A 24,854-nucleotide genomic window follows, 5' to 3' on the forward strand; every position below is an offset into this window, starting at 1 on the left:
TCTAACAGGAAAACAGGCGGAAATAGAACAAGCTTTAGTCTCGCTTGACGCTGCCGGTTTGTCGATAATAGGGGGGCTCGTTCCGACCAGAAATTCAGCATGACGCCGCCCAATCCACCGCCGCCAAGATCCGATCGTCGCATGCGTTGGACGCTGCGCCGGGGAGACCAGCTGGCGGTGGTGATCGTCCTGCTGCTCTTGACCGTAGGGGCGTCGATCTACGCGTGGCGCGATCAGAATCGTCGCACGCACTGGATCGACATCGAGCAAGTCGAACCTCAACCAGCCGCCTATATCGTCGACATCAATCAAGCCGACTGGCCCGAACTAACCCAGTTGCCAGGCATCGGGGAAACGTTGGCCAGGCGAATTATTGAGTCGCGCGAAACGCTGGGGCCATTTCTGGATCATAATGATCTGCAACGCGTTCGCGGGATCGGGCCGCGAACGCTAGAGCGACTGCGTCCCTATCTGCTGCCGACCGCCGATGTCGAAAACATCGCCGGTGATTCCCTTACACTCCAAGAGGCAGGCAGCTAATTGGCGGAGCCTCCGTTTTCGGTCGCAGAAGCGGTCGATTCGGACGAGCTGTGCGGTCCGTCAATATGCTTGCCGTTTCCATTTCCGGCGACATTGCTCCGATTTTGACGGAGCGACTCTTCCCAGTTCTTGGTGAATTCTTCCGGGGCCGAACGAATATGCAGATCGGTCTGCGGAAAGGCGATTTCGATATTCGCTTCGCGAAATGCGTCGTCAATTTGCAAATGCAGTTGGTGAATCGTTTCGAGCCGATGGTCGAAGTTCGCCAAGTAGGCGCGAACGGTGAAGGTCAACGCACTGTCGCCAAACGCTTCAAAAGTCACCAAGGGCTCGGGGTCTTTCAGAACATACGGATGGTTGCTCAGCACCTTACGCAACATCGCTTCGGCCTTGCGGGTATCGGATCCATAAGCGATGCCGATCGGGATCTCGATCCGATTCAGCGTGCTGCTCAAGGTCCAGTTCAACACGCGACCAGTGATGAACTCTTTGTTCGGTACGATAAACTCTTGGCGGTCCCAGTTCAAAATAGTCGTCGAACGAATCTGGATGCGGGCGATCGTGCCGGTGACTCCGTCGATCGTGACAATGTCGCCGATCCGAATCGGACGTTCGATCAACAGAATCAGACCGGCGATGAAGTTCGCGAAGATCTCTTGCAAGCCAAAACCAAGACCGACCGACATCGCCGCGACCAGCCATTGGATTTTATCCCACTGCAAACCGAGCCAACCAGCAGTGGCGATCACGCCGAGCGTAATGACCAGGTATTGGCAGATCGTTGCGACGGCGAAACGCCCGCCTGAGTCGAGTTCGAGTCGCGGCAGAATAAACAGTTCCAGCACGCCAGGCAGATTGCGCGCCAAGACGAAGGTGATAAAAGCGGCCAAGATCGCCAGCGTCAACGAACCAAGCGTTAGTCGATAGGCGGTCGTCGATGCGGGGGCATTGTCGAGATTCAACGCGGGAACGACTGTCGACTCGACGCGATCTTCGCCGGTGGGGGTTGTCGCGGGCGCCGTGGCCGGGGACGCAATCATAGGGACATCCAACGTCTGGCCAAATTCCATGACGGGATAGATAGTGGTGCGGCCCAAACTGCGCACCGCTGGTAAAACGTCTTTCCAAATAATCGCCAAGCCGACAAGCAGAATCCCGCCGAACATCACTTTGACCAAATGTCGCGTCTGCTCGCCGATGATCGAGGGATCCAGCTCAGGCGTTTCTTGGGCGGCGCCGACAACTTCGCTAGAAAGCGTCTCTTTTTCACTCTTTTGCAGCTGCGCTTTCAAGCGTTCACGTAGCAGCAAAGTTCTCTTTAACATGATCCAGCGGAACAGAAAGCCTTGTCCTACGCCGACTGCGATCACTAAATAAAGAGTTGCATTCAACGTTTCCGCAATGCGAACCGCACCATAGTAGTAACCCCAAGCCGCCGCGATCGCCAACCCCAGCGGCAACGCGATAAACGCCAAAAAGGCGGCCGGCGCCAGAGTTGCGAAAATGCCGCTGCTGTAGTTGTCTTGGATCCATTTGCGCGCCGAACGCTCCTGGCCGAGCGCTCGCCAGAGGACGACCGAAACGAGCGCGATCGAAATGATAAAGACGGCGCGAGCGAGCGGATCGTCGACGGCGGACCCACTATGTTCTTCGGCGGCGGCGTTAATGCCGGCAGCTATCGGCAGCAGATATTTCAACGATCCGCTGGTCCAGCGAATATCTTTGGTCACTTCGTCGGGAACGCGAAAGTGGGCCGCCATGACGCCGTTGGGCCGGGCCAGCTGTTTCAGCATTTCCAGCGGAAACAGCACAAACGTCGTCGCGTAAAATCCGGCGGAAAGGGCAGCCGCCATTGCTGACTCGGCCCGCAGCAGCGATAGGAAATAGCCGATCGCTAAAAAGATCGACGGCCAGATTAACGCCGTTAGCGTCGTCATGATCAACGCTTCGGTCGTCATTCGCAGCGGCGAAAGTCGCTTCCAAGCAAGCTCGGATCCAATGTCGTTCAGCCGATGTCGCATCCGCCGTTTGTAAAACAACAGGACGCCGAAAAATGCGGCCGTGATCAGAAAAACATAGGGACGACGTTTGAAATCGTTGAACGCCAGATTGGCGAGACTTCGCCAATTGCCGGGCGAAAGGAACCAACTGGCGGTGCGAACCACTTCGCTGGCTTCTTCCCAATCGAGGGCGCTGGGAGAGCGAATCCACAGAATTCGCTCGTCGATAAAGGTTTTGAATTCGCGCGTTGTGCTCGCCAGCTTTTGCTCGCTTCTCTCCAGTTCAATAATCTTTTTGAACAGTTGATCAATCGATTTTTTGTAGTCGTCCACAATCGTCAAGCGACTATCGTAAGCCTCCGCGATTCGTTGCACGACTTCGGGATCTTCCAAATCGGGAGTGATCAATGTCGCATCGCGCGGTTCCTGTTTCGCGAACGCAAACGCACTATCCATCTGCGCTAAACGATTGAGACTGCGCGATAGACGCAGGCGAATTCGCGCCGCCATATCTTTAAACGCCACCGGATCAATAACGCCGGCTTCGACGTTCGATTTAAGCAGCAGCAAATCTCGGTCGGCATCGCGGACGTCCAGCAGATTCAACTGCAGAGTCTTACGCTCTTCATCGCGGTTTTGCAGTTCTACTTGGAATTGTCGTTCTTCGGTCAACTGGGCGCGTGCTTCTCGCAGCATCACGCCGATCGCATCCGAGGGAAGATCTTGGGCCGCTTTGTCTTCGGTATCTTGCTTGAGCTGAAGCAGACTGTCCAAGCGGACACGTGACTGCTCTAGGTCGGCCTCGCGCTGTTTTAGTTCGTCTAATAACTTGGTGCGGACTTCTAGTAGCTTTGTGTTGAGCTCAAAAAATTGGGTGATCGCCGGCGAAGCGTCGGTCGTGTTTTTTTTCGCTTCTTCTAGTTGATCCTTGGCCGCTTCTAATTGCATCTTGGCTTCGGATTCACGCTTTTGGGTCGCCAATTGGCGAACGCGTTCCAACTCCTTTTTGAGGAAGGCGCCTTTCTTACTCGCGAGTTCTTTTTTCAGGTTGAGTAGTTCGCTTGACGCATCGTATGCGTCGAGCTCGATTTTTTCGGCGTCCAACTGGGCGGCGATTTCGACGAGCTTCGCTTCGATTTCGGTCCGGCGGGCCAACTGCGCTGGATTCGCTTCAATCGCCGTTGGCAAGGTCGCAAGTTCAGTTTGCAGCGTCGTCGTTTGCGCGGTCAGGTTGGCGATCGATTTGGGATTGGCGACCTGACGTTCGGTACGACGAGAGACTTCGGCGGCGATGCTTAGCAGATCGGCTTTCGACTGATCCTGGTCGCGCTGCAGCTTTTCGACCTCCGACTCGATCGCCGGCAGTTTTGAAGTTTCTCCGACCGACGAGCGGATCGATTGTTCAGCCGTTTCCAACTGGCTCTTGAGTTTGGCCGCTTGTTCGTCCGGTTGATCGATGGCGGCTTGCCATTCCGCTTTTTTCTCTTGCCAGAGCGTGGCCGCTTTCAGGCTTTTCGCCGCGGCGTCAAACTGTCCGGCTAGTTTTTCTTTTTCGGCGTCTTCAATTCCGCCGAAATCGGCGACCGCTTTTTGGCGTACTTCGACATCCTTCGCCGTGAGCGCAGCGTCCGTTGCGGCCGGAGGAGCATCTTGCGCCGGCGCAAAGTTGGGGACCAGCATGGTCGCCAGGCAAAGCGCCAGAGAGAAAAGTAAGCGGTTTTCCGTCGATCGATTCAGCATTTTTGTCTCCTACGGATTCGATTCTACGGCAATTTATGGGTTCTCGTGAAGATGAGTCAGCGGCGGCGAAGATCGTGGGGATGTCATTTACGGCCGATAAGGCGATAATAAAAAGATTCGCCCTGCACGATCCGGGGCCACCTTTTGCGCCGCTTCCACTGTTGTACGAGATTGTTGATGCAGTTCGAGCTTCAAGCCCCTTTTGCGCCCGCTGGGGATCAGCCCGCCGCTATTGAGCAGCTTGTCGAAGGACTTCGCGCCGAGCGCCGCCACCAGGTTCTGTTGGGGGTGACCGGTTCGGGCAAAACATACACCGTCGCCAATGTGATTCAACAACTGCAGCGACCGGCGCTGGTGATTTCGCACAACAAAACTTTGGCGGCTCAGCTTTACAGCGAATTCAAAGAATTTTTTCCCCACAACGCGGTTCACTATTTCGTCAGCTACTACGACTATTACCAGCCGGAAGCGTATATCCCGCAGCGCGACATCTATATTGAGAAAGACGCGTCCATCAATGACGAGATCGATCGTTTACGGCTCGCTTCGACAAGCGCCCTGGTCAGCCGCCGCGACGTGATCATTGTCGCTAGCGTCTCTAGTATCTATGGGCTTGGATCGCCGTCGGACTACAAAGCGATGATGGTCAGCATCGCCAAAGGGCAGATGATCGACCGTGATGAAGTTTTGGGGAGATTAGTCGGAATTCTCTACGAGCGCAACGACGTCGCGTTCGAACGCTCGAAGTTTCGCGTCCGCGGCGATTGTATTGAGATTTGGCCTTCGTATGAAGAATTCGCCTATCGAATCGAACTGTGGGGAGACGAAGTCGAGCAGCTTTCGATCATCAATCCATTGACCGGTGAAGTGATCGCTCCGCAAGAGCAGCTGTACATCTATCCGGCCAAGCACTTTGTGCTGCCGGAAGAGCGCGTCGCGAAAGCGGTGGTCGATATCAAGCATGAGTTGGCGGCTCGCCTGCAAGAGTTGGAGTCGGCCGGCAAATTGCTAGAAGCGCAGCGGTTGAACGCACGCACGCGGTTTGATATCGAAATGATGCAAGAGGTCGGCTTTTGTCCCGGCATCGAGAACTATAGCCGTCCCCTCTCCGGCAGACCTCCAGGCTCGGCGCCCAGCACGCTGTACGACTTCTTTCCGAAAGACTTTTTGCTGTTTGTGGACGAATCGCACGTTACGATCTCGCAGATCCGTGCGATGTACCATGGCGATCGCAGTCGCAAGATGAACTTGGTCGAGCATGGTTTTCGGTTGCCCAGTGCGCTCGACAACCGCCCCTTCAAGTTCGACGAGTGGGAAAACATCGTCAACCAGGCGGTTTTCGTCTCGGCGACTCCCGGCGACTACGAATTAGAAAAAGCGGGAGGCGAAGTGGTCGAGCAGATCATTCGCCCGACGGGGCTGCTTGATCCGGTGGTCGAATTGCAACCGGCGCGCGGACAGGTCCAGCATCTGCTTGAGCAGATTCGCGAGCGGGTCGCCGTCAAAGAACGCGTATTGGTCACCGTGCTCACCAAACGACTGGCCGAAGATTTGGCCAATTATCTGAGTGAGCAAGGGATCGCTTGTAAGTGGTTGCATAGCGAATTGGACGCGTTCGAGCGTGTCGAGTTGCTGCGTGATTTGCGCGAAGGAAAATTTGACTGCTTGGTTGGGATCAACCTGTTGCGCGAAGGTCTCGACTTGCCCGAAGTATCGCTGGTCGGGATTCTTGACGCCGATAAAGAGGGATTTCTGCGGAGCGAGACCTCGTTGATTCAAACGATCGGTCGCGCCGCACGTAACGTCAACGCCAAAGTGATTCTCTACGCCGATCGGATGACCAACTCGATGCAGGCGGCGATCGACGAGACCGACCGTCGGCGCAAGATCCAGCAAGAATACAACGAGAAGCACGGCATTACGCCTGAATCGATTAAAAAGAACATTCGCCGCGGAATCGAAAACGACGCCGACGCGCATCGGACGGCCAGCGCCGCCGTGGGCAAAACGGATGACGCCGAATACATCACGCTGGAGTACATTTCGGAACTACAAACCGAAATGCTAGCGGCGGCCGAGAATCTGGAGTTTGAGCGCGCCGCCGGAATTCGCGATCGCATCACCAAGATGCAAGACTCGGTCGGCAAAAAGATCAGCGATATCGGCCGCAGCGACGACAAAAAAGGAAAGGGAAAACGGCGCCGTGGAGGCGCCAAAACGCCGCGACCGAAACGGGGCTAGCTCTTCTGCGGCGCATGTGGTTGGTCGTCTGGGCAAGCTGCGAAGACTCTAGCGGCCGCCCATTGGAGAACTCTAACGGTTCGTCCAAATTATGCGGATCTGCGGGCGGAAAACGCCGAATCCAGACCTGTACACGGACGACGCGCGTCCGTCGTGCGCTTTCTTGGCTGAGAATCCGCCAGCGAACGAACATTGCCTGGAGTCGAATAATGAAGATGATGATTTGCGTCGCCACGGCGCTGATGACGTTGCTGGTCTCCTCGACCACGATCGCTCAAGATTTCACGATTCGCAGCAGCCCTAGCGATCAGCCGTCGCAGCCGCTGGAACAAGCGCCGGCCTTGTCGTCGTCGACGCCGGAGATGTGGTTCTACTTGCAGGAAGCGCGTCGCGCCGAGAGCCCGTCGGTTTTGCGTCTGCAACGCGCCCAGTTCATCGCCGGTCAGCGCATCTCGCGGATCGCCGCTCGCGACTGGTACGGCGTTTCGCTGGCTCGACCCGAAACGAACTCGACGCCGATGTTCCGTCATTACTCGAACCTGCGAACCGACGCGACGTGGGATCCGGCGTTGCAACTGCGTTACTCGACCGGCTCGCGTCCGATCTACGTCACCGGCGGTCAGCAGTTCTAAAGTCGACTTACGTCGAACGAACCGAAAACAAAGAAACGGCCGAGCAAGCGCTCGGCCGTTTTTTTCGTATTTGCCCAGGGTCACGATTTAGTCAACTCGCTTGTAGACCGCCGTCATAAAGGTGAGCCACTCGCCATCTTCCCCTTTTACCGCGGAAGAGAACGTCCGCTCTCTCGGGCTGATCATCTGTAGTGTTTCGCGATAGGCGGACATGCCGCTGCCGTCGAAGCTAGGGCCGGACGAATTCAGTGTCAGCAGGCCCTTCTCAAGATCAAGCGAACCCTCGTAGAGCCACATGTGGTTCATCATCGAACCGATCCACGTGCCGACCATCGCTTTTTTCTCAGGCGAATAGCCGATCGTGATGACGGTGTAACCGACGCCGCCTTCGGTTTGTCCTTCAGGGCACGGCATCTCTCCTTCCCCTTCGCCGATCAGCCAATTGGCGCCCAGCATGCGAACGGTTTCTTTGCCGGTCGCCTTGGAGGTCGGTTGATCGGGCCCCATCACGGCCTCCGCTTCAAAAGTCCATTTACCCACCATCTGTTGGAGCCACTCGTGCTCTTTGGTCGTCTGATTCTCAAACATAAAAAGTTCCCCAGCGAAACAAATCCAACGAAACGCGACAGTACCGAAATCTTACGAAGGCGTATTAGCGACCCCCGGCGAAGCGTGCTTCGTCTCCGCTTCTGAGATCTTCTTCAAGCTTTCCAGGCCTTCAGAAAACTGAGAGCCCACCATTTTGTCCATGCTTATGAACAGACACATCACTTTGCTGAAGAAGGTGTTCTTGCCATCCATTTTCCACGTGACGGTCGTTTGCTCGCCGCTCGGGACAAACGTAAACACCACGTCGTTTTCACAAGCAAACGGACGAACGAACTTCAGGTCCATGTCGATCTGTTGCTCCGGCGTCGATTGGATGATTGTTAGCGAACCTTCGCCGATGTCACTGTTGCCGTCCCAACTGTACGAGGCCCCTTCGCCGACCACGTTGTCGGTATAGGTTTTCCGCATGTTGGGATCCAACTTTTCCCAGGGAGACCACGCTTCCCACTTCTTTAAATCGTTGACGTGAGCAAATGCGATTTCCGGGGGCGCGCTCATCGACAACGAACGCTGCACCGAAAATTCATTCGGCTGCAGCATTGCCGCGATCACCACAATGACGACCAGGCCGGCGAGTGCGACAACAACGCCGATGATAATTTTTAGAATCATATCCGTAGTCTCCGCAATAAAACGGATAGGAAATAAAGAGATCTACCGGAGCCCACATCGCCCGCAGGAAGAGCCGTTAGTCGATTTTGCTCAACGAAGAAAATGAATTACAACGCAGCGAGATACGCTTCTAACTGGTCCAACGTCCCGCCGTATCCTTGCTGCATGCTTTGGTGACCTTCCCGAAATGTCTGTTCCTGTTCCCTGCTGGCGTTGATCGGCGTGATCCAAAGTTCGACACGGGTTTGACCATCCTCATCAAAAAGTTCGACAGCGCTTAGCATTTCCTGGGGCCAAGTTGGACTGAACGGATGCGTGGTGATTCCTTCCTCGGCGTCCGAGAACGAGACGACATATGTCAGCATCCGATTCGGCTCGATCTCACGATAGACGAACTTGCCGAACATCTCTGGTCGGTCCGGCATCTTCATCGCGTAGTGAAACACGCCGCCTGGTTGAAGGTCGAGCTTGACGACGCGTGCCGACAAACCGGGCGGTCCCCACCACTGCTCTAAATGCGGGGTCTCGGTCCAGGCCTGGTAGACCAATTCGCGCGGAGCGTCGAAAATGCGGGTCAATTGGAAATCAATTTCGGGATTTACATTTGCAGCGGACATCGGCTTACTCCTACTTATATTTCCTTGTTCCAATCGGACGAGGGATAAATCTAGCGCTCGCTGACCAGTTTTTCGGCCAACTGTTTGATCCGCTGGTTGCGGAAGTCCCAGCCGCCGGTGACCCCGTCAAAAACTTCTTGCGGGATCTGACCCATACCGCGATGCGTCAGCTGGATGGTTGTCATGTCGCCTTCTTCCACCAGGCGATACTGCAGATGATTGGTCGCGGCAAAAGACATGAACATCGGTCCGCAGATCTCTAACAGTTTGGGCGGTTTGATGACTTGAACGTGCCCCCAAAAGTGCCCTGCTCCTTCGCCCAGATCGCGAAACCAACGTCCGCCGGGCCATGCTTCCAGCACCATCGGGAACGGCTGGTCATTTTGGGGCATCACTCCGGCAGGTCCTAGTTCGGTCAGGACCGCTTCAAACGCGATGTCGATCGGCGCGGCGATCTCGATCTCTTGGTAGATGTGCAGCACGCGTACGGCTTCTGAACTGTTGACAGCAACCATCGATTACAACTCCTGAGAATTGGATGACTTCTTTGCTGCGGCTCGTTCGGCCGCGAGTTTTTCGGCCCGCTGTTTGATTCGCGACAGCTGACCGCTCCAAAATTGCTCGTAGGTTTTGACCCAGTCATGCACGGGACGTAACTCCACCGCATTCAGTTCGTACAGGCGATGCTGCCCCTGTTTGCGCACCGACACGACGCCGACTTTGCGGAGGACGGCCAGATGCTTCGACACCGTCGGCTGCGACAGCTGAAGCGCCTCGACCAAATCTCCCACCGCTTGAGGGCGAGTACTTTGCGCCAACAGGTCAATGATCTGCCGGCGCCGTGGTTCGGCGATCGCATTAAAAACGTCCGTGGTGGTCGCGGCTCTGGGCATGACTTTATTTATATTCCCATACCGGAATGTGTCAACGGTCCGGCGGAGAGAAAGTTCAAATCCAACTTTGTGGATGAAAGAGGGGAGATGATGACCCGGCGTCGCGCTGGCCGCTCTACCGAATTTCAGATCGGTGAATCGACCCGGAAAATGCGATGTCGCCTGATTAGTTTTCCTCGTCGGACCTTCCGATGGCGAGAATCATCGAGAGGATCGCTCCCAAGGTCAGGATCAACGCAAAGGAAAGAAACGACCAGTGCATCCAAAACAAAATGCGATAAAAACTCGCGTCGGAAAGATTGCGGGCGAAAATCCCGGCGGGCAACGGCAGCGTTCGCATCCAGGCGAGACAGGTCGCGATCAACGCCATCATGCTGGCCAGGAAAAAGTCAATTCCTGCTCGGTAGATCTGCTTTAAGATGGCTTCCGAAGCGAAGGTCGGAGTGACGCGGCACCAATTGAAGGCCAATGCGCTTAAAGACAAGATCACGATGAACGAAGTGAACGAGAGGATTTCATTGCGATTCTTCATTTCCGCAAATTGAGAAATCAAAACCACGCCTGATATCAGCACCAAAAAGGGAGGGACCAGCAAACAAGCGACGCTGCGTAAAGTGCGTCGGGCTGGTGCAAGATATTTGGAATCCAATGAGGGCATGATTTTCCTTCGATGCAGCCGTTGGTCGAAATCAGAGCAGTTCGCGTCAACATCATAGTCGCTTTTCTAATGACATTGAGAGATCCTTTCGACTTTTTCCCGCCCAAGTTCGACGCGACTTCGCGAACCGGCTTTCAGGTCGAGAACGTGAGCGAGTATTCGCCGGATGAAGCATTCGCGCAAGCGTTTCCTCGCGCCGAGAGATATAACGGCTGGCCGATGTTGGTGCTGCTGGAGTTGCGACATGCAGACTAGGGATCGGCTGCGTCACGATTTTCGGCGCCCAGCTTGGTTACCCTATTCCCATTCATCGCCCGGCTGGAGCGGGAAATACTGCCATTCGAATTCCTTCATCAGTCGCTCCTCCTCCGCGTCGTACTGGGGAGCGTATGAGTGGGAGTGGGGAGTGGGGAACCAGAATTCCTCTTCGCGAAAGCCGTGCTTTTCTAAAATGGCTCGGAACCGATCGATAGGGCCATAGGCGAAGATCACGTTGTGCTGGTCATAGATGAGTAGCACTTCATTCGACAGCGAGCCGATCCAAACATGGTGGCGTGCGTCACCTTCAAAATAGGATTGAAACGACGTCATGAACGCGGAGAGTTTCTCTAGCGTGTCAAAAGGAGTCGACTGGTACCTGCCGCTTTCGCGATTTCCTTGGCGGGGAGTTAGCAGTACGTATAGGATGTACCAGCTCTGGTTCTCCGAGAGCGCCGCTAGTTCCGTTAGAAGGTCCACTTCTCCCTTCGATGGACCGATCACCAAGCGTGTTGCAGATCCGCAAGGTTGCTCGAAAAAGAGATCACCATAGTCGTACTCGACGTACTCGTGATCTTGAGGTACGCAAAACTTGGCTGGAAACATACGAGATCCCTCCTTTAAGTCGATTGGGTATTGGGGGGCAGAAATCACGATTTCGAGCATTCTATCGCAACCAAGCTTCGACTGGGTAGGAAAAAAGCGGTCAATGAGACCCTTAGCGTTAGACAAACATCTGCCGAAAAGCCGCGATTTCCCGAATTCTTCGACACAACAACCGCGTTGCGACCCGCCCAAGCGGCATCGCGGCTATATTCAGGGGCGCGACAGAAGCGGCTGTCGTTTTTTTTCTCTCGGTTCAAGTTGGAATCCACTCATGGGTCTGTTTCTCTCAATGTCTGGCGTCATCGGCAAAGACGTCGCAGCGGTTCAAGCTGCGCTGGCCGCCTATGCGGTGGAAAAAGAGGGAGAGTTCGGCGAAGCGGAGCGGACGACCGACGACGACGACTGCCTGGTGTTGGCCGGCGAGGGAGATCGCGTTTCGATTTTGTATCCCTACGAGTTCTTCGATTGGGATGCGGCGAGTCAGTACCTTTCTCGCGCACTTGATACGCCGGTCTTTTCGCTGCATATCCATGACGAAGATCTTTGGATGTACCTGCTGTTCCGTAAAGGACAGGTCATCGACTCGTTCAATCCGACGCCCGATTATTGGGACGAATCGCTGAGCGAAAAAGAGATGGCCGAATGGGCCGGCGACGCCAAAGTGGTCGCCGAAGCGGCGCCTGGTTTGGATCCCGACGAGATCGAGAAGTATCTGATCCGCTGGGATGATGCGCTGTTTGACGAAGAGCGCAAAGCTTACGAAGACGACGAGTTCCCGGCGCCCGACTGCTGGCAAATGCTCGACTTCATGAAGAAGCTAGGGCTCACCTACCCGATCACCGCCGACGGCGAAATCGAAGGCGCTACCTTCCGCTTCGTTTGCGAAACGAAGGGGGAAGGCGTTTAACACGCCGTAGGGTCCGCAGAGCGGACCAAAATCGATGGCGATTCTATGGTCCGCGCAGCGGACCCTACGCCTGAGATCGGTTAGTTTTCGCGCCACCACCAAGCGGCGATCTCCCCTTCATCCTGCATCACCTGCACGATATCGTCGATGCCGGAGATCGCGCCAATGTCATTGACGATCAGTACAAAGGCAAACTTGCGTCCGCTGGCGGCGTCAATGTAGCCGGCGGTTCCTTGCGCTTTGACCACCATTTGGCCTTTGTCGTTGAGCGTGATATAGGTCCCGGTTTTGGCCCAGACGTTTCCTTTGGCCCCTTGGATCGCTTCGACCTTCTCGTAGTTGTTGACCGTCGCGAGCGAGCCGTTGACGCCCAGCTGGGGAAGTGATTTTTTGAACGTGGGGAAGTTGTCGAGCTTGGCCCGAGCGGACAACAGCCGACCAATCGCTGCAGGCGTCGCTGACGAAACGCCGCCGCCGCTGCCGTCGACAAAATGAATTTCACTGGGCGAAATACCAAATTGGGCCCGCAGCGTTTTGGCTTCCAGCTTCAGCGCGCTCTCGAGCGTATCGACGCCATTGTGGACGCCATACAACAGCAAACTGGTGTCGGCGCCGATGTTATAGCTGACTTTCAAGATCCACTCGACGTATTGGTCGAACTTGGCGGAGGTCAGTTTCGCGACTTGCTGCTCGGCCTGATAAGAGTCACGAGCCGGCAATCGGTTGGCGGCGTTCTGGGCGGTTTTATCCGCCGTGACGACCACGCCCACCTTGGCCAATTCTTCGATCAGGACGGTGCGAGCATAGTTTTGCGGTTGCGTGATGCGAACCGTCCGAACGAGCGGCCACTTGCCGGTTAGCACCGGTTTTAAGTCGACCGGCAGCGTGCCCCCAAGCGGCACGTTGCAATTGGACTGGCCAACGCATTTTGGGAGGGGATCATAGTCGATGTCCAGTTCGGACCCCGGCTTGCCGGTCAGCAACGTCGGAGAAAGTGAGATCGCCGCCGAGCGAGGTCGCCAATCGACGTTCGCGGATTCACCCACTTGGCCGGGACGAAGCATCACGTCGACAAGATCGTCGTTGACAAAGATCGGACGAAGCTCAAACTCTTCACGAAACTCGTACGGCGAAAACAAGCGATCGTCGATAATCACATCCCCTTCGATACGCTTGATCCCGGCTGCCGCGATTTGCTTCGCCAGGCTGCGATAACCGGCCAAGGGGTCGGCCTTAGTAAGGATCGAATTGCCTAGTGCGTTGGATTCGCTGTGATCAAATTTAGTGTATTCAATCGTGCCGTCGGCCCGTTCTCGTCCCCCCATCGATAGATCGCCGCTGGCGACGAGAATCAAGTTGCCGGTGAGAACTCCATCTTTTACGTCCCCTTGGCGATAGATCGGCGTGACGAAGCGATAGTCGGCTCCCAGTTGGTCGAGAGCCAGGCCAACGCTAAACAGTTTGCGGATCGAACCAATCAGAAGCTGTTTGTCGGCGTTCTTTGAGTAGACGGTGTCGCCGGTTTCAAGATCGATGACCAGCAGCCCCCAGGTCGCATCCTTGTACATCGGCTTTTGCAAGATCGCGTCGACTTCCGGCGCAAGCAGAACTTGGGCTTGGACCGAGGCGGTCAGGCTAAGCGCTATTGCCGGCAGAATCGTCAGGACTAATTGCGTGAAGTTATGCATCTTGATGCTCGTTGCACGTGGGAGAATTGGCTACGCCTGCGCGCAGCATTATCGGCAGTACAAACGTACGACACGCGCCGGCCCAGGCAACGGAAAAGTTGGGCTTCATCGCCCGCCAATCTCGGGCCGCCGATTGCGCATAAGACGTCACAAGGCCGCTGTGCGAACCAAGCTGAATAGCGTTTCAATGGGCCGCACAGGGGACCCAATGTCGAGACGGTTTAGTACCCGAGTCCCGGTTCGGTCAGCACCGCGGTGCCGACATATCCTTGCGTGATGTCAAACATGCTTGGGTAGCGCTTCGCCCATTCAGCGTTGCCGGCTGGGCAGTATTGTCGACCGTTCCCTTCGATCGCGGCGATCGTGGGCATGCGTGCGGCCAGGCTGGCCGAGTGCAGGAACGACGCGCCAGGGCAGGTCAGATCCTGCACGCAGAGGAACATCCCGAACTTCTGGGCTGCGGCGCCCATCAGCAGCGCTTCGCTTTGGCCTTTGCAGGCCTTCAACGCGACGCCGCTATAGCCTTGTTCGCGCGCGAGCAGCAGCGACTCGTAGTCGATCAGCGATTCGTCGATGACGACCGGTTTGATCTTCGCGGCGGCATGCATGCGGTTTTCGGGATTGGCTCGCAGGTCGCGACTGGTTGGTTGTTCGATGTACTGAACTCGATCGAGCGCCTCGGGACTCGACTCGCTCAGTTTGGCGAGAAAATCCAGGATGTACTGCACGTTGGGGCACCGCTCGTTGAAGTCCAGCGAGTATTGCCAGGCTTTGCAGCCTCGTTTCGCTTGGGCGTCGATCGCGACGGCGTCGATCTTGGCCACTCGTGCGACGTCCCAGTCGAGGTTGTCGCCGTTCAGCTTGATCTTTAAATGGGTCAGGCCATCGGCGGTGATCCAGTCGCCCAGCGTCTCAGGCAAGCCGTCCCCTACCGGGTTTTGCAATTCGTCCTGATCCAATGGATCGAGCGCGCCGATCAAATGATAGAGCGGCATTTGCGGCTGCGGCGTTCGCAGCGTGTAACGATCAAGATATTCGCCGGCGAATTCGGGCGAGAGATAGCTCGCGAGATCCGTATTGGCGAAGTCCGCGCCGAGCACGTTGTAGCTGTTGAGCCCCAGGGCTTTGCCATAGGCGTCATGAATCGCCGCTTCCACCGGGCTGGCTGCGACGAGTGTCGCCAGTTTGGGAACGGCTTCGGTAATGTTCGCCTTATGCGCGATCGTGCTGGCGATACTGCCGTATTGCGAATGCGCCGCGGCGGTCAGTTCAAGCGGGTGTCCGCTGAGATCTAGTTGCGGCGCGGCTTCGGCGATCGCCGTACCGATGTCAACCATCGCTTGCAGCGTCGCGTCGCCCGAAGTTGTGGATGTCGGCCAAGCCCATACGTTGCCCATCGGCATCGAACCAAATCCGCTGCCGCGTCGCCCGTCGGCTGTTTCCACATCCAGCGCCACGTTCAACAGCGTGACGTCGTTGACCACGCGCCCCCCGAACTTGATCGGGGTGCGGTAGTTGATGTGTTCCGCCGAGATGCGGACGTCGCGAATGCGAATATCGGTAGGTTTGGCCACAGAGTTGCTCCTTGGTTCAACGCTAGCGGAAAATTGCCGGCGTGGGATGAACCGTAGAATATGGCGGTAGACAGGCTCCGCCGCAACCAAGCTAAAGAGCTTTTAGACCAAACCCTTGCGAACGGCCCACACAGCTGCTTGGGTGCGGTCCGAAACGCCGACTTTACGCAGAATGTGTTGGACGTGCTCTTTCACGGTCTCATAGCTGATATGGAGCGCCTGGGCGATCTCTTTGTTGGTCAAGCCCAACGCAAGTTGCCGCAGCACTTCGCTCTCGCGTTGCGTGAGCGGCACTTCAACATCCGCATTCAAACGCGGAGTCGCAAGAGCGCCGGTAACGCGGCGCAACTCGTCTCGCGTCCAAGCGCTTTCGCCGTTGGCGGCCGTGTGGATCGCATCAACCAGGCGATCACGAGGATCCCCTTTCAATACGTAACCGTTGGCTCCAAGAGCAACTGCTCGCGCGACGTAGGTCGGATTGTCGTAGGTCGACAGGATCAGAATCGGCAAATCAGGACGTTCGAGCTTGATCCGACCTAGCGTGGTCAGTCCGTCCCCTTCGGGCATGCGGATATCAAGCAGGACAACGTCAGGATTAACGGAAGTAACCATCCGCACCGTCTCTTCCCCGGTTCGGGCTTCTCCAGCGACTTCAATGTCGGTGCCCGAAACAAGGCTCTTCAAACCGCAACGGACGACTTCATGATCGTCCGCAACTAACAATCGAATGGTCATTCAACACTCCAGATGCAACGCTCAACTTGTCGTATTCGCCCTTATTGTACCCGCCATCGGTGTTAGTGGCGTCGCGACACTAGGTTCTTTGCGAAAATCGGGTCGGATTTACGACAAATTTCTAGCACTTCCGGCGCCAAACAGCCTGCCTAAAAGTTAGGTGGCGAAAGATCTTGGGTATTGTAGGGAAAAAACGACAAAAAATGGGTTATTTGAACCTTTGCCTCGCGGCTGGGATTCCACTGGGGGGAATGCTTGCCCTCTCCCCTCTAAAGCAATCATTACGACAACCGCACGTTGTTGCTACAGCGGTTTTCCGCGGACGGCCAATAAACATCGCTATTTTGAAGGAAAACAGCGAGTTAAATTCGATTGAGCACAAGATAATGCGGTGAAAACGCAGCCCTTGCCAGCGATTAATCCCTGCGAAAGGATGCAGAACGAACGCTTTTCACAGGAAAACAAAGCACCGTTTGCGCTCAAACCGCAGAACTGCAGTAAGTAAAAAAATGGGGGTAAAACAGCAAAAAGTTCGGTTAGATCGAGTCTTAATGAAGGATCGGGCAGACGTCAAACCACTGGCGTCCCTGTTTCATCATCCAGTCGGTCGATGAATCGGGGCCCCAGCCGCCGGCTTCGTACTTCACCAATTCAGGCGCAGCCGGGCTATTCCAGGCGGCCAGGATCGGGTCGACAATTCCCCAGGCAAGTTCGACTTCATCGCTGCGTGCGAACAGGCTAGCGTCTCCCTGGATCGCGTCGAGCAGCAGACGTTGGTAGGCGTCAGGCAAGTCGCCGGCAAATTGACGGCGGAAGCGGAAGTCGAGATCGGTCGTTCGTGTCCGCATCCCGGCGTCGGGGACTTTGCTCTGAATGTGCATCTGGAGTCCTTCTGCCGGCTGAATCTGAATCACCAAGCGGTTCCCTTCCATCGACTCGCAATGGTCGAACAGGGTGAGCGGCGGCTCTTTGTACTGAATGACAATTTGCGTCGTCCGGCAAGACATCGCTTTTCCACTTCGCAGATAGAAAGGAACGCCTTGCCAGCGCCAATTGTCGATCCACAGTTTTAGTGCGGTGAAGGTCGCTGTTTGACTGTTGGCTGGAACGCCCTCTTCGTTGAGATAGCCGTAGTACTGACCACGTAAGGTATTCTGCGCAAAGTCGGCGCCGGTCATGGGGCGAACCGCTTCCAGCACTTTCACCTTTTCGCCGCGGACCATATCGGCGTCAAAGCGCACCGGAGATTCCATGGCCGTGATCATCATCAATTGCAGCAGATGGTTTTGCACCATGTCGCGCATGACGCCTGAGGTGTCGTAGTATCCGCCGCGGCGGCCCACGACCACTTCTTCGGCCACCGTGATCTGCACATGGTCGATATAGTTGCGATTCCAGAGCGGTTCAAAAATCGAGTTTCCGAATCGCAAGACCAACAGATTTTGAACCGTCTCTTTGCCCAGATAATGATCGATTCGGTAAACATGATCTTCCGCGAAGACCTTGTGGACGCGCGTGTTCAGCTGCTCGGCGGTCGTCAGATCGGTGCCAAACGGCTTTTCGATCACAACGCGGCGCGGACCGGCGGATTGATCCGCCAAGCCGGCGGCGCCGAGCATTTCAACCGCGATCGGATAGAGTTTGGGCATGGTCGAGAGATAATAAATTCGAGTCGACTCGCCCCCTTCCAACTCGTTCAAAAAGGTCGCCAGACGATCCATGTCGGCCGAATCTTGCAGGTCGCCGGGCTGATAGAAGACTAGGGCTGCGAACTCGGCCCACATTTTTGGCTCAAACGAATCACCCGTGAATTGCTTGGTCGTCTTCTCTAAGTCGGCTCGCCAAGCGTCGTGCGAGTATTCGGTTCGTGAAACGCCCACCACGCGAGTCGAGTCAGGCAAACGCCCTTTGCGATACAACAGATAGAGCGCGGGAATCAGCTTCCGGCTGGTGAGGTCGCCGGAAGCGCCGAAGATCACGATCGTGTGCGACATGTTGGTTGTTTTCATGGAGAGTTATCGAACAGAGCGCGCGCAGTGCGATCCAGGTATTTTAGAACTTCTCTGACTGCGTGCGAAACCCGACAACCAGATTCTTGCGCAACTAGCCGGGACTAGAATCGCATCGAAGTAAATCCGCCGTCAACGTAGATTGTTGCGCCGGTGATGAAGCTGCCCGCCTTGGGAGATAAGAGGGTAATCGCCGCCCCTACTAATTCTTCCGGTTCGCCAAAGCGTTTCATCGGCGTTTGCGCCATGATGTTGGAAACGCGATCTTGGTCCAAGATTTTTCGGTTTTGCTCGGCCGGAAAAAAGCCAGGACAAAGCACGTTGACGCGGACCTTGCGCGTCGCATACTCGCGGGCCACATTTTGCGACAAATTGACGACCGCCGCTTTCGAGGCCGAATAGGCGTACACGCGCGACAGCGGCAAATGAGCGGTCACGCTGCCGATGTTTAAGATCGACCCGCCGTCTGGTTGTTCGGCCATCAGCGGTGCAAAAATTTGGCAGGCCAAATGCGTGCCGGTCAGATTGGTCGCGATCACGCGATCCCAATCTTCTTCCGTGATTTCTTCGTACGGTACGGACGAATTGACGCCGGCGCAATTGACCAGCATGTCGATCGAGCCGAACTTTTCGAGCGTGACATCCTTCAACTTGGTCAGCGACGCCCGACTAACGGCGTCAACCGGCTGAAAGATCGCTTCACCGCCGAGTTCCTGAATGCGGACCGCTTGCGCGCTCCCGCGTCCCTCGTTCATGCCAGACACGACGACGTTGGCGCCGGCTTGGGCCAGCCCTTCGGCAATGGCCCCGCCCAAGACGCCGGTCGCGCCGATGACGATGGCTGTTCGACCTTCGAGACCGAACAAGCCCCGCAAATAACTATCCGACATTTCGACCTTTCTCGACGTTTTCTTCGTAGCTCGCTGCGCAAACTTGGAAGTGGCGCATTCAGCAGCGATTCTTGCTAATTCGTGAGCTTCATTGCATCGTAGCCCGAGGGTGCGAGCCGAGGGAATGTCTTCCCACGATTCGAATACGGCTTGAAGTATTCAGCCGCATTCCCTCGGCTCGCGCCTCGGTCTACGATCGGCTGAGTGACTTGCTATTTCCAAGGAAATCCGCACTCTCACTGAGAATGGGGCGCAAGTGTGCGACTTCAAAAATTGCGCTGGCGCGCTACAAAGTTAGGCGCCAGCTATATTTTCCGAATACGCAACTTCAATACTTACGCTTTGGGCTCTTTACGCAGCTTCAGCCATTCGGCGTGGAAGGTGCCTTCCATGTCGTTTCGCTTGAACGTATGAGCGCCAAAGTAGTCTCGTTGCGACTGCAGCAAATTGGCAGGCAGGTCGGCGCGACGATATCCGTCGTAGTAGGCCAAAGCCCCCGCAAAAGCAGGCGCCGGAACGCCGAGCGTCGCCGCGGTCGTGACCACGTTACGCCAGCCGGCTTGCGCCTTGTCGATCGCATCGGTGAAGTAAGGAGCGAGCAGCAGGTTTTCGAGGTTCGGATCAGCGTCAAACGCTTCTTTGATCCGGTCCAGGAACTGGGCTCGAATGATGCAACCGCCGCGCCATAGCAAAGCGCAGTCGCCGTAGTTCAACGGCCAATCGTGTTCGGCCGCGGCAGCTTGCAACTGCACGAAGCCTTGGGCGTAGCTGATGATCTTCGACGCGTACAGCGCGTCCCGCACATGTTCGATGAACTGCTTCTTATCGCCGGTGTACGATTCCTTGGGACCGGCCAGTACTTTGCTGGCGCGAACGCGAGCTTCTTTGACCGCCGACAAGCTGCGTGCATAAACGGCCGTCGTGACCAGCGTGCTGGGAACGCCCAGGTCGAGCGCAAGTTGGCTCATCCATTTGCCGGTCCCTTTGGCGCCGGCGGCGTCCAAAACCTTGTCGACCAAGAAATCGCCGGTCTTCTCGTCTTTGACGCTGAAGATATCGCGGGTGATTTCGATCAGGTAGCTTTGCAGGAAACCACGATTCCACTCGTCGAAGACGTCGTACAGTTCTTCGTTGGTCAGTCCGATGCCATGCTTCAGCAGGAAGTAGGCTTCGCAGATCATCTGCATATCGCCGTACTCGATGCCATTGTGAACCATTTTCACGTAGTGGCCGGCGCCGCGGGGACCAACCCATTCGCAGCACGGAATGTCGTCGTTCGGACCGACCTTGGCGGCGATCGCCTGGAAGATCTCTTTCAGCTCGGGCCAGGCCGCTTCGCTGCCGCCGGGCATCAAGCTGGGACCTTTGAGCGCTCCTTCTTCACCGCCGGAAACGCCGGTGCCGGAGTACAGCAGCCCCTGTTCTTCGACATACTTGGTGCGACGTTCGGTATCGCTGTAGAGCGTGTTACCGCCGTCGATGATGATGTCGCCTTTGTCCATCAGCGGGATCAGCTGATCGATAATCGAATCGACGGCCGGACCCGCTTTGACCAGCATCATCACTTTGCGGGGAGCCTTGAGCGACTTGACCAGGTCTTCCAGCGTGTGACAGCCGACAAACTTTTTGCCGGCGGCGCGACCGCTGATGAATTCGTCGGTCTTTTCCGTCGTGCGATTGTAAACAGCGACGCTATAGCCGCGGCTTTCGACGTTCAAAGCGAGGTTCTCGCCCATGACGGCCAAACCGATCAAACCGAAATCACATTGTTCGGACATGGTTCTTCACTTTCTAACAAGATGTCGTGGTCAGACGCGGTGACGCGCTGCTGGCGGAAACTTCAAATTCGCGGTGTTCGTTAATCTTCAACGGGCCAGCTGGGACGCGAAGGCAAGTAGCGATCGAACTCGTCCAGCAGCGCCTTTTGATAGGCGCCGGCGAACTGTCCGCTGAGGAACTTGTCGATGGCTTCGGCTTCAAAACGTTTCCAGCTGTTTTCTTCGTCGCCCGGATTGATCGGGTAGAAGAGGCAGTTGTTCGCTTTGGCGGCGGCGTAGTCGCCGGGAGCGTCGCCGATCATCAACGTATGATTTTCGGCGTACTTGGTCGCGTTGGTCAGAGTCTCCTTTTTATTGCCAGCTTCCTGGCCGCAAATCGAGGTGACGTACTTCGACAGATCATGCTCAGACCACTCCGCTTCGAGCGCTTCGTTGGGCGTGGCCGAAACGACCAGCATGTCGGCGCTATCTTTCAGCTTCTCGAGCGATTGGCGAACGTACGGAAACGGCGGAACTCCGCGAACCATCCCGGCGATCATGTCGTTGACGGCGACTGACCACTCGAGGCAATGCTTCAGTTCGGCGTCGCCGGTTTCGGCCACTTTCTTCTCGAGGGCCGGATTGCCGAGCTTCGTTTCTTCTTTGACCCACTGCGCGATCGATTGCGGAATCTTGATCTCGTAGCCGCGAGCTTTGACCTCGGGACGTTTGCCGAGCCATTCGAGCGCTTCAATCAACGCCGGAAAGCGATTGATGCCGCGGCTCTTCGAGTAGAGATTAACGAACTCGGCCGCTTCCCGAGCGTACTTGCTAACGCCCTGCAGCTCGTAGTAATTGATGATGTTGGGAATGAAGCACTCTTTGTGCTTCAGTTCCATCGTGTCAAAGACGCAGCCGTCCGAGTCGATGCCAACGAGGAATTTTTTGCTCGGTTCAATTTGATAGGTCATCGTCGTAAATCACTTTTGGGGTGGGTGACTGGGTGAAAACGCCAAAATCAGCCGGTTATTTCGGCGCCTTCTGGCGATCGGCTTGCGGCACGTAAGCGGCTAGTTTCTGGTCGGCGAACATCGGCTGCAGCCGGGTCATCCGCTGGCGGCCGTCAATCATCGGCAGCGAAACCATTCCTTCGCCCAGCAACGGCTTGGCGTAGCGAATAAAGTCATCGGTCACATCATAGCCGTTGGCGGTGATCCATTCTTTGGGGAACGTCCGTTCGCTGTTGGCGACTTCGGCCAGCGGGGCTTTGTCGTAGCGAACGCTATAGACGGGGCCGTCGTTTCGCAAGATGGTCGACATAAAGCCCGACTCCCGCTTTGAAGCCAGCAGCGCTGCCGTTTGGCCGGCGTGATAGGCTTCGTCCAGGTCGACGCTCGATGCGTACGCCATCGCGTGGCGCTGGTCGGTGCCGGAAACGTTGCAGCGAGCGGCGCCTTTGGCGGCCAGCCCATTTTGATTGAGATAGTTGGTCACGGTTTGGGCGACCGTGATCTGGCTCGAACTGAACGAAGTGTGTCCGAACGAGTCTTTCACTTCGCCGATGTCGCCGACGTTAAAGCCTTCGCTGATGACGACCATGCAGCGGCCATCTTTTTTCAGCTGCTCATTGACGTTCTGGTGCAGCTCTTCCAGCGAACAGGGGGATTCGGCCAGATAGATCTGCAGCGGCATTTCGCGATGGGGATCGGCCAGACGCGCCGCCGCCGGAATGTATCCGATCTTGCGCCCCATCGCTTGCATCACCAGCACCGGATCGGCAGGGCTGCTCCCTTGGTTTTCTTCGTTGGCGTACTGCACCATGTGCATCCAGTACTTCGCGGTCGACGCGTAGCCCGGCGTGTGATCGATCAGCTTGAACTCGCTATCGCCGACGTCATTATCAATCGTTTTCGGTCCGCCGATACCGATCAGATCCAGCCCCCGCTCTTGGGCCATCAACGCCATCTTGTTGGCGGTGTCCATCGAGTCGTTGCCGCCGATGTAGATAAAATAGCCGATGTTATGGGCTTTGAAGACTTCGATCACGCGGTCGAAATCTTCGTTCTGCCAATCCTTCAACTTGTAGCGGCAAGTGCCGATCGAGCCGGCGGCCGGCGTGTAGCGAAGCAGTGAGATTTCGTCGGCCGGCTGATCCGAAAGATTGATCAGCTCTTCTTTCAGCACCCCTTCGATACCGTGATGCGCTCCGTAGACGGTACCGATGTTGTCCAGGTCGCTGGCCATCTCGATGATGCCGCGCAGCGTATTGTTGATCACTGGACTCGGTCCGCCGCTTTGGGCGACGATCATATTCTTGGGAGCGCTCATTTCGTAACTCGGGCAGCAAAGGGGCGTAAGAAATTCGCGCCGCTCGCTCCTCTGGGTGAAGAGTGAGCCGCGACAAAACCGCCAATTTTAGTCGAGTAAAAAGAACCGGACAATTAGGGGCGAGAGAACCCAGGCAAGCGCCGAAGATAGCGCGATTGGGGAGGAGATTGGGGGATTAGCCCAAGAAGAGGGTGAAAATCGGGGGAGAGGACCCCGGTTGGGGCGGAAAGCGGAAAGCGGAAAGCGGAAAGCGGAAAGCGGAAAGCGGAAAGCGGAAAGCGGAAAGCGGAAAGCGGAAAGCGGAAAGCGGAAAGCGGAAAGCGGTGCAAGAAGGTGGTGGTCGTTGCTGGAAGTGCGGATCGGCGAATATGAGAGAGGGGGCGGAAACGATGCGGCTGGGGGATCGGGGACGACGATCGAATCGCCCTGCACCGTTCATGTTCCGCTCTCGGCTTTCCCGTTTCCGCTTTTTCTTTCTAGACCGGCGTCGATCGCCCTGCCCGCGCATAGGCCCCCAGCAACTTCAGCACATGTCTCCCCGCTTGCTGTTTGTCTCCCCCGGCTGCGGCGTTGCAGACCGAGCCGGCGATTTCGGCGATCTCCGGATATCCGTAGACTTCGCTGCAGCGATAGATAAAGTGACTCAAGCGGCCCGCTTCGGACCAGTTTTTTTCTTTGACGGCGGCGACCAGGTCGTCGATGTGAGGCGTCAGACCGTCCAAAAATTTTTGGACGCGGACATTATTAAACGCAATCCGGAGCGACATGCCCGAGATATCGGGCAAATGGGTATCGGCCAAGGTAAACGGCTCCTGTTAGGATTTTGGGCGAGAACGTAATCGCTTACGCCGCCTTGGCGAGACGAATGAGGTCGCGCGATTGCTCGACGGTCGGTTTCAAAAGTTCGGAGACGAGCATCAGCGACAATGCGGCTTCAAACAGTCGCTCGCGATGACGAATTACCAGGTGGCGCTCGGCGCCCCGGATTTTGTCGAGCTCGAGATGGATGGCCTGTGCGGCGCGAGCGCGAACAAATCCACGAAATTCGGCGTCTGACATGTCACGGCATTCGTCATCCAGACGGCGCCGGACCAAGGGAATCGCCGAGGTGGCGATTTTGGCCGACAATTCAGCAACCATGCGACGTCGTGTTCTTCCCCAAGGGTTCAACCAATCCATGGCGTTCCCCTCCTTTGTTTAGGCAGTTTGAAGGATAAGTGCGTCGCTCACGGCTTGGCGCCGGTTTAACGCATCTCTAATTTCGAACTTTATCACGCGGCGCGATCAAACTTCTCGCCGCTTGTCCTGTTAGTCCGCACAGCGAAACGGCGCCGCTGGTAACTTTCGTAACATTTAGATCAAGCTGAACGATCATGACGCCGATATTGAAACTTATCGCGAACGAATCAATCGTTACGATCGGAACTGCTACCGCCACTTGACCAGCGAAAGCAGTTTCCCTAAGTTTGCGTGAATACAAATGACACGGCGCCGTAGCCAAGTGGCTAAGGCAGTGGATTGCAAATCCACCATCCCCGGTTCGAATCCGGGCGGCGCCTC

Annotated in this window: 23 protein-coding genes and 1 tRNA gene; 6 read left to right on the top strand and 18 right to left on the bottom strand. The window is 56.2% G+C overall.

Annotation, left to right across the window (positions count from 1 at the left end):
* Positions 1 to 141 precede the first annotated feature (141 nt).
* Complete coding sequence (locus tag DSM3645_RS13500) at positions 142 to 540, top strand: ComEA family DNA-binding protein (RefSeq protein WP_081444920.1); 399 nt, start codon at positions 142 to 144, stop codon at positions 538 to 540.
* Here DSM3645_RS13500 and DSM3645_RS13505 read toward each other — a convergent pair.
* Entirely contained in the window at positions 537 to 4,280 is a 3,744-nt protein-coding gene (locus tag DSM3645_RS13505) for a mechanosensitive ion channel domain-containing protein (protein ID WP_002652757.1), read from the bottom strand. The two genes, DSM3645_RS13500 and DSM3645_RS13505, sit on opposite strands and share 4 nt — an antisense overlap.
* A 177-nt stretch (positions 4,281 to 4,457) precedes the next feature.
* On the opposite strand from DSM3645_RS13505, the gene uvrB reads away from it, so the two are divergent.
* Complete coding sequence (gene uvrB / locus DSM3645_RS13510) at positions 4,458 to 6,521, top strand: excinuclease ABC subunit UvrB (RefSeq protein ID WP_002652758.1); 2,064 nt, start codon at positions 4,458 to 4,460, stop codon at positions 6,519 to 6,521.
* A gap of 209 nt (positions 6,522 to 6,730) precedes the next feature.
* Entirely contained in the window at positions 6,731 to 7,153 is a 423-nt protein-coding gene (locus DSM3645_RS13515; protein WP_002652759.1) for a hypothetical protein, read from the top strand.
* 87 nt (positions 7,154 to 7,240) lie between these two features.
* On the opposite strand, the gene DSM3645_RS13520 is transcribed toward DSM3645_RS13515, so the two are convergent.
* The 6 genes from DSM3645_RS13520 to DSM3645_RS13545 form a co-directional block, all read right to left on the bottom strand.
* Positions 7,241 to 7,741 (bottom strand): DUF1579 domain-containing protein, encoded by a 501-nt coding sequence (locus DSM3645_RS13520; RefSeq protein ID WP_002652760.1) that lies wholly within the window; start codon positions 7,739 to 7,741, stop codon positions 7,241 to 7,243.
* A 51-nt stretch (positions 7,742 to 7,792) separates the two neighbouring features.
* A complete protein-coding gene (locus DSM3645_RS13525; protein ID WP_002652761.1) occupies positions 7,793 to 8,374 on the bottom strand; it encodes an SRPBCC family protein in 582 nt (193 codons plus the stop codon).
* A 107-nt stretch (positions 8,375 to 8,481) separates the two neighbouring features.
* A complete protein-coding gene (locus DSM3645_RS13530; RefSeq protein ID WP_002652762.1) occupies positions 8,482 to 8,991 on the bottom strand; it encodes an SRPBCC family protein in 510 nt (169 codons plus the stop codon).
* A 50-nt stretch (positions 8,992 to 9,041) separates the two neighbouring features.
* Positions 9,042 to 9,506: an SRPBCC family protein gene (locus DSM3645_RS13535; RefSeq protein WP_002652763.1), complete on the bottom strand. Its 465-nt coding sequence runs from the start codon at positions 9,504 to 9,506 to the stop codon at positions 9,042 to 9,044.
* 3 nt (positions 9,507 to 9,509) lie between these two features.
* Positions 9,510 to 9,884: an ArsR/SmtB family transcription factor gene (locus tag DSM3645_RS13540; RefSeq protein WP_002652764.1), complete on the bottom strand. Its 375-nt coding sequence runs from the start codon at positions 9,882 to 9,884 to the stop codon at positions 9,510 to 9,512.
* Between the two features lie 166 nt (positions 9,885 to 10,050).
* On the bottom strand, positions 10,051 to 10,542 hold the full coding sequence (locus DSM3645_RS13545; protein ID WP_040351829.1) for a hypothetical protein: 492 nt from the start codon (positions 10,540 to 10,542) through the stop codon (positions 10,051 to 10,053).
* 69 nt (positions 10,543 to 10,611) lie between these two features.
* Between DSM3645_RS13545 and DSM3645_RS13550 the strand changes: the two genes are divergently transcribed.
* Complete coding sequence (locus tag DSM3645_RS13550) at positions 10,612 to 10,797, top strand: hypothetical protein (protein WP_131282546.1); 186 nt, start codon at positions 10,612 to 10,614, stop codon at positions 10,795 to 10,797.
* A gap of 42 nt (positions 10,798 to 10,839) precedes the next feature.
* Here the strand turns inward: DSM3645_RS13550 and DSM3645_RS13555 are convergent, their stop codons facing one another.
* Positions 10,840 to 11,406, bottom strand: a complete 567-nt coding sequence (locus DSM3645_RS13555) for a hypothetical protein (protein WP_131282548.1) — start codon at positions 11,404 to 11,406, stop codon at positions 10,840 to 10,842.
* 271 nt (positions 11,407 to 11,677) lie between these two features.
* Here DSM3645_RS13555 and DSM3645_RS13560 point away from each other — a divergent pair, with 271 nt between their 5' ends.
* The gene (locus DSM3645_RS13560) at positions 11,678 to 12,313 is read left to right on the top strand and encodes a hypothetical protein (RefSeq protein ID WP_002652768.1); all 636 of its coding nucleotides are present in this window, start codon (positions 11,678 to 11,680) and stop codon (positions 12,311 to 12,313) included.
* A gap of 80 nt (positions 12,314 to 12,393) precedes the next feature.
* Here DSM3645_RS13560 and DSM3645_RS13565 read toward each other — a convergent pair whose 3' ends face one another.
* From DSM3645_RS13565 to DSM3645_RS13610, 10 genes are all read right to left on the bottom strand, one after another.
* On the bottom strand, positions 12,394 to 14,001 hold the full coding sequence (locus DSM3645_RS13565; protein WP_002652769.1) for a D-alanyl-D-alanine carboxypeptidase/D-alanyl-D-alanine-endopeptidase: 1,608 nt from the start codon (positions 13,999 to 14,001) through the stop codon (positions 12,394 to 12,396).
* Positions 14,002 to 14,222: 221 nt separating this feature from the next.
* Positions 14,223 to 15,575, bottom strand: coding sequence for a mandelate racemase/muconate lactonizing enzyme family protein (locus DSM3645_RS13570; RefSeq protein ID WP_002652770.1), 1,353 nt, complete (start codon positions 15,573 to 15,575; stop codon positions 14,223 to 14,225).
* A 102-nt stretch (positions 15,576 to 15,677) separates the two neighbouring features.
* The gene (locus DSM3645_RS13575) at positions 15,678 to 16,310 is read right to left on the bottom strand and encodes a response regulator (RefSeq protein ID WP_002652771.1); all 633 of its coding nucleotides are present in this window, start codon (positions 16,308 to 16,310) and stop codon (positions 15,678 to 15,680) included.
* A 548-nt stretch (positions 16,311 to 16,858) separates the two neighbouring features.
* Complete coding sequence (gene zwf / locus DSM3645_RS13580; protein ID WP_040351831.1) at positions 16,859 to 18,304, bottom strand: glucose-6-phosphate dehydrogenase; 1,446 nt, start codon at positions 18,302 to 18,304, stop codon at positions 16,859 to 16,861.
* Positions 18,305 to 18,423: 119 nt separating this feature from the next.
* Positions 18,424 to 19,209, bottom strand: coding sequence for an SDR family oxidoreductase (locus DSM3645_RS13585; protein ID WP_002652773.1), 786 nt, complete (start codon positions 19,207 to 19,209; stop codon positions 18,424 to 18,426).
* Positions 19,210 to 19,544: 335 nt separating this feature from the next.
* Entirely contained in the window at positions 19,545 to 20,987 is a 1,443-nt protein-coding gene (gene gndA, locus DSM3645_RS13590; RefSeq protein WP_002652774.1) for an NADP-dependent phosphogluconate dehydrogenase, read from the bottom strand.
* An 80-nt stretch (positions 20,988 to 21,067) separates the two neighbouring features.
* Complete coding sequence (locus tag DSM3645_RS13595) at positions 21,068 to 21,937, bottom strand: HAD family hydrolase (RefSeq protein ID WP_002652775.1); 870 nt, start codon at positions 21,935 to 21,937, stop codon at positions 21,068 to 21,070.
* A 55-nt stretch (positions 21,938 to 21,992) separates the two neighbouring features.
* The gene (locus DSM3645_RS13600; RefSeq protein WP_002652776.1) at positions 21,993 to 23,294 is read right to left on the bottom strand and encodes a diphosphate--fructose-6-phosphate 1-phosphotransferase; all 1,302 of its coding nucleotides are present in this window, start codon (positions 23,292 to 23,294) and stop codon (positions 21,993 to 21,995) included.
* Between the two features lie 476 nt (positions 23,295 to 23,770).
* Complete coding sequence (locus tag DSM3645_RS30455; RefSeq protein ID WP_002652777.1) at positions 23,771 to 24,094, bottom strand: Hpt domain-containing protein; 324 nt, start codon at positions 24,092 to 24,094, stop codon at positions 23,771 to 23,773.
* A 43-nt stretch (positions 24,095 to 24,137) separates the two neighbouring features.
* A complete protein-coding gene (locus tag DSM3645_RS13610) occupies positions 24,138 to 24,473 on the bottom strand; it encodes a hypothetical protein (RefSeq protein ID WP_131282551.1) in 336 nt (111 codons plus the stop codon).
* Between the two features lie 308 nt (positions 24,474 to 24,781).
* Here DSM3645_RS13610 and DSM3645_RS13620 point away from each other — a divergent pair.
* Positions 24,782 to 24,853, top strand: a tRNA-Cys gene (locus DSM3645_RS13620).
* Position 24,854: the final 1 nt, after the last annotated feature.

The sequence above is a fragment of the Blastopirellula marina DSM 3645 genome (assembly GCF_000153105.1).
GTDB classification, from domain to species: Bacteria; Planctomycetota; Planctomycetia; order Pirellulales; family Pirellulaceae; genus Blastopirellula; species Blastopirellula marina.

Coding starts and splice junctions, on each gene's coding strand:
- DSM3645_RS13500 (WP_081444920.1), top strand. CDS start 142: ATGCGTTGGACGCTGCGCCGGGGAGACCAGCTGGCGGTGGTGATCGTC.
- DSM3645_RS13505 (WP_002652757.1), bottom strand. CDS start 4,280: ATGCTGAATCGATCGACGGAAAACCGCTTACTTTTCTCTCTGGCGCTT.
- uvrB (WP_002652758.1), top strand. CDS start 4,458: ATGCAGTTCGAGCTTCAAGCCCCTTTTGCGCCCGCTGGGGATCAGCCC.
- DSM3645_RS13515 (WP_002652759.1), top strand. CDS start 6,731: ATGAAGATGATGATTTGCGTCGCCACGGCGCTGATGACGTTGCTGGTC.
- DSM3645_RS13520 (WP_002652760.1), bottom strand. CDS start 7,741: ATGTTTGAGAATCAGACGACCAAAGAGCACGAGTGGCTCCAACAGATG.
- DSM3645_RS13525 (WP_002652761.1), bottom strand. CDS start 8,374: ATGATTCTAAAAATTATCATCGGCGTTGTTGTCGCACTCGCCGGCCTG.
- DSM3645_RS13530 (WP_002652762.1), bottom strand. CDS start 8,991: ATGTCCGCTGCAAATGTAAATCCCGAAATTGATTTCCAATTGACCCGC.
- DSM3645_RS13535 (WP_002652763.1), bottom strand. CDS start 9,506: ATGGTTGCTGTCAACAGTTCAGAAGCCGTACGCGTGCTGCACATCTAC.
- DSM3645_RS13540 (WP_002652764.1), bottom strand. CDS start 9,884: ATGCCCAGAGCCGCGACCACCACGGACGTTTTTAATGCGATCGCCGAA.
- DSM3645_RS13545 (WP_040351829.1), bottom strand. CDS start 10,542: ATGCCCTCATTGGATTCCAAATATCTTGCACCAGCCCGACGCACTTTA.
- DSM3645_RS13550 (WP_131282546.1), top strand. CDS start 10,612: ATGACATTGAGAGATCCTTTCGACTTTTTCCCGCCCAAGTTCGACGCG.
- DSM3645_RS13555 (WP_131282548.1), bottom strand. CDS start 11,406: ATGTTTCCAGCCAAGTTTTGCGTACCTCAAGATCACGAGTACGTCGAG.
- DSM3645_RS13560 (WP_002652768.1), top strand. CDS start 11,678: ATGGGTCTGTTTCTCTCAATGTCTGGCGTCATCGGCAAAGACGTCGCA.
- DSM3645_RS13565 (WP_002652769.1), bottom strand. CDS start 14,001: ATGCATAACTTCACGCAATTAGTCCTGACGATTCTGCCGGCAATAGCG.
- DSM3645_RS13575 (WP_002652771.1), bottom strand. CDS start 16,310: ATGACCATTCGATTGTTAGTTGCGGACGATCATGAAGTCGTCCGTTGC.
- zwf (WP_040351831.1), bottom strand. CDS start 18,304: ATGTCGCACACGATCGTGATCTTCGGCGCTTCCGGCGACCTCACCAGC.
- DSM3645_RS13585 (WP_002652773.1), bottom strand. CDS start 19,209: ATGTCGGATAGTTATTTGCGGGGCTTGTTCGGTCTCGAAGGTCGAACA.
- gndA (WP_002652774.1), bottom strand. CDS start 20,987: ATGTCCGAACAATGTGATTTCGGTTTGATCGGTTTGGCCGTCATGGGC.
- DSM3645_RS13595 (WP_002652775.1), bottom strand. CDS start 21,937: ATGACCTATCAAATTGAACCGAGCAAAAAATTCCTCGTTGGCATCGAC.
- DSM3645_RS13600 (WP_002652776.1), bottom strand. CDS start 23,294: ATGAGCGCTCCCAAGAATATGATCGTCGCCCAAAGCGGCGGACCGAGT.
- DSM3645_RS13610 (WP_131282551.1), bottom strand. CDS start 24,473: ATGGATTGGTTGAACCCTTGGGGAAGAACACGACGTCGCATGGTTGCT.